Origin of the sequence: Marinobacter sp. UBA3604, from assembly GCF_002375325.1 — a bacterium.
GTDB lineage: Bacteria > Pseudomonadota > Gammaproteobacteria > Pseudomonadales > Oleiphilaceae > Marinobacter > Marinobacter salarius.
Genome location: NZ_DFMB01000019.1, coordinates 67162 through 77697 on the forward strand (window position 1 = coordinate 67162; position 10536 = coordinate 77697).

A 10536-nucleotide genomic window follows, 5' to 3' on the forward strand; every position below is an offset into this window, starting at 1 on the left:
CGAATTGTACCGTTTAAGGGTTCCCGACGGTAGATGCATCCATCAATACCGGGACCCACTGCTCAGGACACAATCATCAGCGGGGCACGCCCAGGCTTGCGGTATTCTCTACCGGATCGAACCAGACCACCAGATCCCCCCGCCGAGCCGCCGATTTTACCCGCTCACGCTCTGCCATGGGGTTCTCAGTGTCGTTCAGGCCGTGGTACCGAGTGCAGTATTCGTCAACCAGCCCGTCAAGCTGGTCCTCTGAAAGCAGCCCCACATCCACTACGAATTTCTCTTCACGTGGGTCCGGCTGGGGCTCTTGGCCTGCTTCGTCGGTCATTTTCAACTCCACCTCAAAGCAGCCATGGTAATGGGTTTGGCGAGGCTGTAGAAGACCGATTATCAGGCTTTTTTTCACCACTTAGCGTTGACCGGTCGGTCAGGCTGCCTTAAACCGGGAAATCAGCTGACGCATGGTGACCGATTCCTGTCTCAGGTATTCACTGATCTGGCGGGTGTTATCAACACTGGTGATCAGGGAACCCGAACTGTCATCAAGCGCCCTTGACCGCCGCCCGACACGGTCAATCTCTTCCCTCTGAACCGCAACCGCATCCCCAATTTCAGCACTGCGAAGCTCCAGCTCCGTGAACTGACTCGCGAGACGCTCCAGGTGGTCTTTCAGGGCATCAAGGTTCCGCCGGTTCATGCCACCGGCGTCGCGCATTTCGTCCAGCAGGTCCTCAACGCCGGAAACCCCGGTTACCAGGTCGGTCACCCATTGGCGAATTTCCCTGGTGGAGTCCGACGTACGCTTCGACAGGGTGCGCACTTCGTCTGCCACCACGGCAAATCCCCGACCGTGTTCGCCGGCACGGGCCGCTTCAATCGCTGCATTCAATGCCAGCAAATTGGTCTGCTCCGCGATATCGGCAATGACGCCGATCACGCTCTCGATTTTGCCCGAGGATTCACTCAATGCCTGGATAGATAGGGACACCCGGCCAATTACCTCCACCGTGTGTTCAGCTGCCTGCTCACTGTTTCTGAGCCCTTCCTGAACCACCGCATTGGCCGCCACGGCATCTCGAACCGTAGTGGCTGAGTTCTCGGTGGCTAAATCAATGGCCGACGCCTGGTTCGCAATGGCCGCCATTGACTGGCTGACATCATGAATCTGCCGGCGGGTAGTATCAGTGGACGCCTGGACGTCCTCTGCCTGAGAGTCCAACGATGTGGACCGGTCATTGATGCTGTGGGCAGCCGTTCTCACTTCTCCGATAAAGAGCTCAAACCGGCTAACCAACCCTACCAGCGCGCGCGTCACACCAGCCACTTCATCGTGTCCGGTAATAACCGGGCGCCGGGAAAGATCTGAGGTCTCGTCCATTTCCCGGAGGCCGGACTCCAGCAACTGCAGGCGGCCAATCACTGAGCGCCGAAGCCAGAGCGTCATCAAGACCACAGACATCAGGAATACAGCAGAGCCCGCCAACAGCCAGATTTTCTGGGCATCCAGGAAAGCCAGCAGGTCCTGGCTACTGACTTCAATGGTTGTACGGCTGGCTTCCTTGCGGTTGTTGATCGCCGCCAGCATGGGGCCGAGGGCCGGAAACAGATCAAAATCCACCACTTGCCCTACTCGATAGTAGCTACGTCCTTCAATACCGGGCCTCATGGATTCGATGAGCGCCAGCACGCTCTCAAACAACGCTCGATTTTCCGTCGCCCACTCGCTCAGCCCGGCATTATCCTCGATAGATTGCCAGTGCTCTGGCAACGCCGCTGTCAAAGCCTGAAATTCCACATCGATTTCATCCCAGAGCATCAGCTGTGCCTTGATCTTGTAGGCAAGATCCTGCAGCCGGCGATGGTCCTGTTCCAGGTCTTCCAGCAGCCAGGACTCCGAAAGATTTTCCCGGACCAATGCCTCTGAAGCGGACTCCGCACGGGTCATAATGCTCGATGACAGGGCCGCCAATGCGGCCAAAGCAAACACCGATAGAAAGGAAAAGAACAGAATACGGCTGCGGACAGTTCTGAGCATGGTATCTCCACTGGGGGTATCGTCCAATGGAGCTTATGCCTGTTTTGTGACACTTTTATGTCGCGAATGGCGCCATTTTCCAGTCGGAAAGCCTCCGATAGACCATCATCGAATGTCGAATACGCGGGAAATCCCCTACGCTCATTCTTTTACCCATTGCGCCCAGCGCGATATTCTTTAGGTTGGCACTGATTCCGAATAGGCGTAAACGATGGTCCACAGCAAGCCTTTCTCACAGGCCTGTGCAAATAACAGGCAACCAATACTGGAATGCATCAAAACGGTGTTCACCGAGCCGGCCACCATATTGGAGATCGGAACGGGAACGGGGCAGCACGCCGTTTATTTCGCCGCAGAGCTCTCCCACTTGACGTGGCAACCCAGTGATCGGCCTGGAGGCGCTGGTCATTCCCTGGGCTGGATCCAGGAGGCCGCGCTTGCCAATATCCGTCCACCACTTGAGTTGGATGTTTCCCTAGGAAGCTGGCCGGTAGACACCATTGATGGGGCCTATTCCGCCAACACGGCTCACATCATGTCGTGGGAAGAGGTAGAGGCAATGTTTGCGGGGCTGGCCAAGCGCCTCATTGCGGGCGGCCTGTTCTGCCTCTATGGTCCGTTTAACTACGAAGGGCAATTTACCAGCGACAGCAATCGCCGGTTTGATCACCACCTTCGGAGTCAGGCCGCCCATATGGGCATCCGTAATATGGATGACATGCTGGAACTGGCAGGGCGAGTTCGTTTCGGGCTTGAAAGCGATTTCGATATGCCTGCCAACAATCGACTGCTGGTATGGCGTAAACTGTAAACAGCCACTCGATTCAGGAGGGATCACGCAATGAGCCACCAGAGACTCACGATGCTGATCAGCGGCAAGGTTCAGGGGGTCTGCTATCGCGCCTCCGCGGCCGACATGGCAAACAGCCTGGGTGTCACCGGCTACGTCAGAAACCTGCCGGATGGCCGCGTAGAAATCGTTGCAGAGGGCCCGCCAGCGTCACTGGTTTCACTGAGACAGTGGTGTCGAGACGGCCCTCCCTCCGCAATCGTCGACAAGATCAATGCCACCGAAGACTCTGCAACCGGTGATTTCACAAACTTTGGAGTTCGGTAACCACCGGTTGAATGACACTACTCGGAACATTCCTTCATACCCTGGAGACCACGCTGCCGGTATTCGCCATGGTGTTTATCGGCCTTGGTCTCAGGCGCCTCGGCTGGATCGATACCAACTTTATCAACACAGCGTCGGCGCTGGTCTTCCGCGCCACTCTGCCAACACTGGTATTCCTCAGTATTGTACGCGCAGACCTTGATACTACCCTCAACCCTGCACTGCTGGGATTCTTCGTAGCCGCAACCCTGGCCAGCTTTGTCTTCTGCTGGCTTTGGGCCATGCGTGCCGCACCAACGATTGACCGGGGTGTGTATGTCCAGGGCGCTTTCAGAGGCAACTGCGGTATCGTGGGCCTCGCCCTGGCGGCCAGCCTCTATGGCGACTTCGGCCTTTCAGCCGGGGGCCTCCTGCTGGGCGTGGTCATTATTTCGTACAACGCACTCTCTGTGGTCGTCCTGACGGCCTATCAGCCGGGCCAGGCGACCAGTTGGGGACGCATTCTCGGGGACATCGGGCGCAACCCTCTCATCCTGGCCGTCGTAGTCGCGGTTCCCTTTGCCTGGTCCGGGCTGCAACTGCCGAACTGGCTAATGACCAGTGGGGACTATTTCGCGTCACTTACCTTGCCCCTGGCGCTGATGTGCATTGGCGGAACGCTGTCCTTAAGCGCCATGCGTACCGATCGCAAGCTCGCGATCAGTGCAAGTGTGATGAAGATGGTGACGTTACCGGTATTGTGTACATTCGCGGCCTGGCTGGCCGGGTTTGAAGGACGGGAACTTGGGCTGATGTTCCTGTTCTTCGCCAGCCCGACGGCAGCGGCCAGCTTTGTCATGGTCAAGGCGCTGGGCGGCAACGACCGCTTGGCAGCCAATATCGTGGCGCTGACCACGTTGATGGCCAGTGTAACGGTTACCGCCGGGGTGTTTGTATTGCGGACTGCCGGGCTGGCTTGAGCGCCGCGTTTTCCGGCCCGACAATAAAAAACCCCAGCATTTCTGCTGGGGTCTGGTATTGGCGGAGAGGGAGGGATTCGAACCCTCGACACACTCCATAAAATAACCTTGAAAAAACCGCATACCTACGGGCTTTTTTGCGTTTTACACAGTGCTCATGAAAAAACGAATAAAAGACGATTGACACACTAAACTTATATAGTCCGAACAACAGATTTTGTCAACTAAACGAACGAACGTCCAAAGTACGTCAACTCAAGATAGCCAAGTATTTACTAAAATAACATCACCCGTAATACAGCTTATGGAAACTGTAAATCAAATTACATAAACTGTAGGCTTTCCTCTATTATTTGCTAACTTTAATAATGAAATAATCTATTGGACACGTTGCATTTCAAAAGTTGAGTTTCTATCGTGGTTAAAGCCGCTAATGGCAAATCACATAAGGAAACTTGAAATGGCTATTACTGAAAAAGAAGTCCACGTTGTATGTTTTCAAATACTTAAAGAAGGCAACATGCCAACGTTTAAAGTGATTCGCTCCAAATTAGGAGACAGAGGCTCTAATTCAACGATTAGAAAATACCGAGACTCTTGGCTTGAAAGACTTGAGGACGGGTTTGATAATCCTGCACTGAGCGATATACCTGCGGATCTAAAAATACCGATTCAGACAATGTGGAGCACTGCCCTTACACTGGCCCATGACATTACCCGAGACGAAAATGATAAACTGAAAATAGAAATCCACACTTTAAACTTAGAAATAGAAAATAAAAACACAAGAATAGGAAATCATGAATCTACGATTTCCGACTTAATATCGAAAAACGAAAACCTCTCAAAATCCAACGAAAACTTAATCACACATATAGAAAAATTGAACCATGAGCTAGAAACACTGACAAAAGAGAACGCTGAATTGATCACTGTAGCCAATCGTTCCAAGGACGAAACCGTTGACCTCAAGGATGAAGTCCAGGATCTAAAAGAAAGTTTAAAAAGCTTAACGTCTGAACTTGAGAAACAGAAATCGTTTACACAAGATCTGATGACGAGAACAGCGTCGGCTTTAAAATCATACGAAGAAAAAGAAAATAATTGCAGCCCAAGGACACACTGATATGAAAAGCGAATATAGCATTCAAGCTTTGAGCTGCAAATGGTCAAAATTGTCGGAAGACATTCTGCCTTCAGGTAAACTAATACGGATTTTCAGTTCAAATGATAGGTTTTCAGCGATTTTAGTTGGAACACTTATCTTTGAAAAAGAAGACCCATTTGCTAAACCGATATTAACCGGCTCGTTTACTTTGCTATCTAAACCCAGCTCATTAGATCAGAAAAGTTCGTTGGAATACGATGCCTATGACGTGTTAAGTTCCGAAGATATAGTTGACTTTCTGATAGAAGAACTTAACGATTTATAACGATAATGGTTGTGGTGGCCCAGATAGACTCTGGGCCATTTTGATTAACAAAAATTAATTTACATTTAAAATAAAAACCGCTCGCTTAAATTGACATTTGCTGCCAATAAAACACTACAAAAATCATAATCATAAAAATATGTCAATTTATAAACTGAAAAGTTTAACAATTAAAGTTAAATTGACAGTCCAACTTTAATCATGTGACCAGGTTGAAATCCATCTAATGAGTTATAAGATTAGCCCGACGAAATCAATGAAGGGCGAGGGTCTTATGGTCATTAGCATAATGAAAGCATTTCCAGGGAGCGGAGAAACCACACTAACAGCGCTAGCGATGAACTGCATTTCAAAATGGGACACGTCTAGAATCGAATTTGTTGCTCAGGATAGAGTAATGAAGGATTCGCAGCCAGGAGAGCTGGAGGGTGACGGATACAGGCAATGGGTGATCGACTTTGATCGCGACCCGTGGGTTCGCGGCAGGGACTTTTCCGACCTACAACATTTCGATCTACCAAAAAAACCTGACTACTGCAAGAACTTCCCTTGGTTTTACGCAAGTCGTGAAAAATGCAACGATCTTTTTTGCGCGCCTGATACACATTACTTCTTATCTCTAGGCTTAAATCGTCGTGCAACAGAAAAAGAAATCTGTCTCGCCTCTATCATTTCGGATTATGTCTTACTTCCGATTCCAATCGAAAACGATCACTTCAAAATATCGAGCGAGTTGTTGAGGTTTCATTTAAAGCAAGTCATGAAGGCCGATATCGTTAGCCTAGATTCAATTTTTATAGCAGCCTATGACCCTCATGAGGGTTCACCTGTTTTCTTTCATAACGGGTTTAAAAGATACCGCTTAATCAACATCTCCAAGTTTAACCCTCAGCAAAGAGTAAGCGAAACTCCATCTGAGTTAATAGAAATATTAGATGAGATTGTATCTCATTAAAATTCCAACATATCATACTCTCTTCGCGGAACGGTACGAAATGGAAATTAAAAAGCTTGCCGATAGGAAAATACTGACCAGTTACCCGTTACTGTTTGACTCTGTTGACTCAGCACCGATTATATCGAACGGTCTAGAGGTGGAACCTGGTTGGTATGTCTTGGTATACGAAACTCTGGGGTTATTAAATGACCTGGTTATGGGGCGATCATCAGATCCGATTATTAATCAGGTTAAGCAAGTATCAGGTATACTAGAGATAATTTTCACTCAATCTAGACCATTTTTTGAGATTGAAATGCTTAGAATTGTTTCCAGATTTTTATCATCAGAAGTATGTGATATCTGCGGAGCGATTGGGCTATACCGACCCATCGATTCAGATTTTTTTTCACGTTGCGAAGATCATATTGCCTCAGTGGATAATTTTAACCGCCAAGAATTGCGACGTAAGGTTCTGTCTGACTTCATTAGCTATCGTAGACAGGGCCTAAAAACGCAAGGACTTATTTATATAGATGTGAGCCAATCTCCACACGACTCTAAACATGGAACTATTTCTATTAATAATTTTCCTCGTATTCTTCGAAGTATCCAGGATGGATTAGAAAATAAATTCTGTTCATTTGAGTATGACGGGGTAAACCATTTAGTTGCCTCAGAATTAATTTTTTCTGCGAAACAGAATGGGAGAAAGTTGATATTCGGCACAGACAGATCCAGTTTCAGTAATCTTGTGCTAAGTAACATTCATAGATAGCTGACACTTTTTATCTATAATGATATATTTTTACCTTTTAATATATATTAATTTTAATTTATTTTATTATCTATATATTTATATTAAAGCTTAAATATGCTAAAATGAAATTATTGGATGCAAAAGGAAAAGGACTTCCAGTATGCAAAACTCTCAGCTTTTCTTATTAAATATACCCTGGTTTTTCTAGGACCTTATCAAGTCAAACATTTGTCAACAAATCTATTGGAAACAAAAAGAAGAGAAGCATGTTAAATTTTACACCTTATGTATTATGTATGACACTTGGAATGTATTTCATTGCAGGTTTCATAATATGTTTCACCCCCGGACTCCCCTCCCCTCAATAGATGAACCTAAACTGATAAGTACTGAGGACTGTACCTCCCACTTTGCAACGTTTCTGGTTGTTCAGCAGTATCAATCCCGTGACATTCCGATTATTCGATTATAATCTGTACTGTATCTAACGATATACGAGGTGCTCAAAGTGTCCAATCCTCCGAAGCCGCGCAAGTCCACAAAACCGACACTTAAAGAAATTCGAGAGGCTCATCAGCATGAGTCGGATCGCATAAGCGAAGCAATTCGGAACGGCACTGTCGATCAGTTACAGCGCGGACCAAGTATCTTTTCTTCAGAGATGACGCCCGAAGAGTTAAGGGAGCGACAGCGCAAACGTTTGGAGGCAATGGTCGCTCTAAAGGGTGCTTTTAACATCTTCGAGATCTGGAGGCTGAATCCTGAGGAAATGCGCGAATTACTTGGAAAGCCAGATGAAAAGACCTTCATGGATTGGAGAAATCGTTCGGTCTGGTCTTTACCAGAAGATACCTTAATGCGAATTTCTTATGTGTTGGGGATTTACAAAGCGCTAAGAATTCTCTATCCCACGGAACAACAAGCTGCTGAATGGCCACGCAAACCCAATCGTGCATTTCAGGGCAGATCGGCTTTGGATGTAATGCTTGCAGGTGACCTTGCGGGCGTAAGGCGTTATCTTGATGGTCAGCACATAGATGATAGCGATCTTTTAAATTGAAGTAAGGTGAAGGGGCTTCAGCCCTCGAAATCATGGTGGACGGAGATATTGAGAAAGTACCAAAGTATCCCAGATTACGTTTACAACGCATAGCAGCCTTGTGATATGAGCCGATTTCCTACAGATCAGGAACGCGAATCTTTGGTATTTCTCATCACTCGCAGTCTCGTCGCCTTTTCTTTTCCAGCTCTATAAGCTGATCCAAGCGATTCCTAATGTCTTGACAGTGTCCATGGAAGATATATAGGTACAAGCCAAGAAATCCTGCCAACACACCCAAAGGGATTGAAATATATATGCCTACGAAAGTCCCGGGAGTAATATCGAAACCAACATTGGGGCGGAATATTTCCAGAAATCGCCCACTTAATTCTCCTGGATGTAAGGTAAAGAATCACCAAAACCATTAATTAGGATGTCTTCAGAATTATCAGAGCTTCTTCAGCTCAACGCAGGCTTTCTTTCCCTTACTGAGCATCAGCATGTTCTTATGTTGGCAAAGCTCGACCCAACCGGAGAGATTTCCCTCATGAACGGCTGACTCGAAAACTTCAGGCTTAACCTCCTCAGGCGATTGGTATTGGTACAGCTCAACCTTATCGCCGGACCAAGAGCCTGACCACCCGTCTGACGCTCCTATCATCTGAAACATCTGCTGGCCTCTTTTAGTAAAACCGGCAGTCTCGGCGTCTTGGATCGTCAGTGCTTGGTTTGCGATTACCGAGGCCGAAAGAACGCCCCCCAGAATTAGCGCAATTAGTTTTCTTTTCCCCACGATCTTAGCCTTGCTGAGGGTCATCAATTGGTTTGTTTCTCAACCTCTTCCAGAAAGGCTTTAACCTCATCAGGTGATATTTCAACGTCGGTGTGCTCCGTCACCCGAGAGGATGTCAGGCGAATCGTAATGGGTTGTTCCTGGCTGGCAAAGTACTGGAGTTGATTATTAGTGATAGTGCCAACAACATCTTCGGAGTGGAAACAGCCATATTTGCTGCAGTCCACGTCGCTTGCTACTTTTGTCATTGGTATTTTGACAAGATCATCACCCATACGAAATCGAGCTTCGTCCCAGTTCATCCAATCATAGTTATTGGTGTAAACATAGAGCTGCTGGCTGACAACCTTCTTGTCACTCTTATCGATATAGACCCTGAAAAACGGATCGCCAGTACCGAGTTCAACTACGCCCAAAAATGGTCTGTTGTATCCAATGGTGGATATGGTGATCTGATCCTCTAACTGATCGCCAGCACCTTTCACCTCTATCGAACCACCACCCATTCCGCCTCCCGTTGAGGCGCACCCAGATAGAAGCACAACTCCCGCGAGTACCACACAATTCCTGAGCATAAAGTGCCCTAAATTCCGCCTGTGTTGATGTAGTTACCTTAGTTATCTGTAGACAGGTACTACCCTTAGAAAGCTACCTGCACTATTCGTCAATGGCAACTTCAATCTCGTCAGAAGCCTCAGCGTCTTCGTTCACCTTGCTGATCAGGAACTGCACTGGATGCCGGAACAACCGGTACATGCGTAGCGATTTCGATATGATTTTATCCAACTGGACCATTGTTTCAGCGAGCCTTGCGAGGAGCTGACGGTCTTCCTCTCGCTGAGCTTTGAGTTCTTCCTGATGAGCAATGACCGCACCAACCAACGATTGCATCGCTTCCTTGATCCCTCGGACACCTTTTATCTGGACCATTGAAATCGATTTGCGGATCTTGCTTATCTCTTCAAGCAGAGCAACACGTAGGTTCTGCGGGAGGGAGCTGACCTTGATCATTCCTTCAAGGGATAATAGCGTTTGATCGATACCCTCCAGTTCGTCCTGGTTAACTGGGTCTTCTGTAAAAGAATCCTTTAAGGCATCAGCGCAATACTTCAAAGAATCCAGTACGGCTGCATCTAATTGAGTGCCGACAGGTTTCCACGGGGTAGCGATACCCTTACTGAAAATCGCAGACTCAATCCTTGGGAAATACCGAAGCAGAAGTTCGTGATTCAAATCGGGGTCTGACTCGATCAACCTTCTGACCTCAGACACCAATTCGTGGACCTCGAACAGTTTTGCCATAATCGTCTGAATATCATCAGGCTCAACCTTAAAAACTGACGCCCATACTCTCTGAGCAGTTATGTTTCCGTCTTTCTTCTTTGCTGCCTCCTGCAGAATGTCGTGCAGCCTTCCAGCAGGATTACTCGCATCGTACAGAGTTATAACTGAATCTGGTG

Annotated in this window: 13 protein-coding genes; 8 read left to right on the plus strand and 5 right to left on the minus strand. The window is 47.8% G+C overall.

Translation table 11 applies throughout. The features are described 5' to 3' along the window. Nucleotides 1-76: 76 nt before the first annotated feature. Together B2590_RS05765 and B2590_RS05770 are read right to left on the minus strand one after the other, a co-directional pair. Nucleotides 77-328, minus strand: a complete 252-nt coding sequence (locus tag B2590_RS05765) for a hypothetical protein (RefSeq protein ID WP_286810235.1) — start codon at nt 326-328, stop codon at nt 77-79. Nucleotides 329-427: 99 nt separating this feature from the next. Continuing rightward, nucleotides 428-2035, minus strand: a complete 1608-nt coding sequence (locus tag B2590_RS05770; protein ID WP_286810236.1) for a methyl-accepting chemotaxis protein — start codon at nt 2033-2035, stop codon at nt 428-430. 211 nt (nt 2036-2246) lie between these two features. On the opposite strand from B2590_RS05770, the gene B2590_RS05775 reads away from it, so the two are divergent. From B2590_RS05775 to B2590_RS05810, 8 genes are all read left to right on the plus strand, one after another. Then, nucleotides 2247-2846 (plus strand): DUF938 domain-containing protein, encoded by a 600-nt coding sequence (locus B2590_RS05775; protein WP_091642116.1) that lies wholly within the window; start codon nt 2247-2249, stop codon nt 2844-2846. A gap of 30 nt (nt 2847-2876) precedes the next feature. After that, nucleotides 2877-3152 (plus strand): acylphosphatase, encoded by a 276-nt coding sequence (locus B2590_RS05780; RefSeq protein WP_091642113.1) that lies wholly within the window; start codon nt 2877-2879, stop codon nt 3150-3152. An 11-nt stretch (nt 3153-3163) separates the two neighbouring features. Then, on the plus strand, nt 3164-4111 hold the full coding sequence (locus B2590_RS05785) for an AEC family transporter (protein ID WP_091642110.1): 948 nt from the start codon (nt 3164-3166) through the stop codon (nt 4109-4111). Nucleotides 4112-4571: 460 nt separating this feature from the next. Continuing rightward, the gene (locus B2590_RS05790; RefSeq protein WP_286810237.1) at nt 4572-5237 is read left to right on the plus strand and encodes a DNA-binding protein; all 666 of its coding nucleotides are present in this window, start codon (nt 4572-4574) and stop codon (nt 5235-5237) included. Between the two features lies 1 nt (nt 5238). After that, nucleotides 5239-5544, plus strand: a complete 306-nt coding sequence (locus B2590_RS05795) for a hypothetical protein (protein ID WP_286810238.1) — start codon at nt 5239-5241, stop codon at nt 5542-5544. Between the two features lie 397 nt (nt 5545-5941). Then, nucleotides 5942-6499, plus strand: coding sequence for a hypothetical protein (locus tag B2590_RS05800; protein ID WP_286810239.1), 558 nt, complete (start codon nt 5942-5944; stop codon nt 6497-6499). A 40-nt stretch (nt 6500-6539) separates the two neighbouring features. Next, nucleotides 6540-7259 carry a hypothetical protein gene (locus tag B2590_RS05805; protein ID WP_286810240.1) on the plus strand — a complete coding sequence of 240 codons (720 nt, stop codon included), beginning with the start codon at nt 6540-6542 and terminating at the stop codon, nt 7257-7259. Between the two features lie 490 nt (nt 7260-7749). Further along, complete coding sequence (locus B2590_RS05810) at nt 7750-8301, plus strand: MbcA/ParS/Xre antitoxin family protein (protein ID WP_286810241.1); 552 nt, start codon at nt 7750-7752, stop codon at nt 8299-8301. A gap of 430 nt (nt 8302-8731) precedes the next feature. Here the strand turns inward: B2590_RS05810 and B2590_RS05815 are convergent, their stop codons facing one another. From B2590_RS05815 to B2590_RS05825, 3 genes are all read right to left on the minus strand, one after another. Next, complete coding sequence (locus B2590_RS05815; protein ID WP_286810242.1) at nt 8732-9100, minus strand: hypothetical protein; 369 nt, start codon at nt 9098-9100, stop codon at nt 8732-8734. Beyond that, a complete protein-coding gene (locus B2590_RS05820) occupies nt 9100-9582 on the minus strand; it encodes a hypothetical protein (protein WP_286810243.1) in 483 nt (160 codons plus the stop codon). The genes B2590_RS05815 and B2590_RS05820 overlap by 1 nt, the downstream gene beginning before the upstream one ends. A gap of 151 nt (nt 9583-9733) precedes the next feature. After that, nucleotides 9734-10536: hypothetical protein (locus B2590_RS05825; RefSeq protein WP_286810244.1), on the minus strand; the 803-nt coding region annotated here is incomplete at its 5' end.

Bases quoted from the DNA above. Each gene is read 5' to 3' on its own strand.
- B2590_RS05805 (WP_286810240.1), top strand. From the start codon at position 6,540: ATGGAAATTAAAAAGCTTGCCGATAGGAAAATACTGACCAGTTACCCG.
- B2590_RS05780 (WP_091642113.1), top strand. From the start codon at position 2,877: ATGAGCCACCAGAGACTCACGATGCTGATCAGCGGCAAGGTTCAGGGG.
- B2590_RS05800 (WP_286810239.1), top strand. From the start codon at position 5,942: ATGAAGGATTCGCAGCCAGGAGAGCTGGAGGGTGACGGATACAGGCAA.
- B2590_RS05815 (WP_286810242.1), bottom strand. From the start codon at position 9,100: ATGACCCTCAGCAAGGCTAAGATCGTGGGGAAAAGAAAACTAATTGCG.
- B2590_RS05765 (WP_286810235.1), bottom strand. From the start codon at position 328: ATGACCGACGAAGCAGGCCAAGAGCCCCAGCCGGACCCACGTGAAGAG.
- B2590_RS05775 (WP_091642116.1), top strand. From the start codon at position 2,247: ATGGTCCACAGCAAGCCTTTCTCACAGGCCTGTGCAAATAACAGGCAA.
- B2590_RS05795 (WP_286810238.1), top strand. From the start codon at position 5,239: ATGAAAAGCGAATATAGCATTCAAGCTTTGAGCTGCAAATGGTCAAAA.
- B2590_RS05790 (WP_286810237.1), top strand. From the start codon at position 4,572: ATGGCTATTACTGAAAAAGAAGTCCACGTTGTATGTTTTCAAATACTT.
- B2590_RS05770 (WP_286810236.1), bottom strand. From the start codon at position 2,035: ATGCTCAGAACTGTCCGCAGCCGTATTCTGTTCTTTTCCTTTCTATCG.
- B2590_RS05785 (WP_091642110.1), top strand. From the start codon at position 3,164: ATGACACTACTCGGAACATTCCTTCATACCCTGGAGACCACGCTGCCG.
- B2590_RS05820 (WP_286810243.1), bottom strand. From the start codon at position 9,582: ATGGGTGGTGGTTCGATAGAGGTGAAAGGTGCTGGCGATCAGTTAGAG.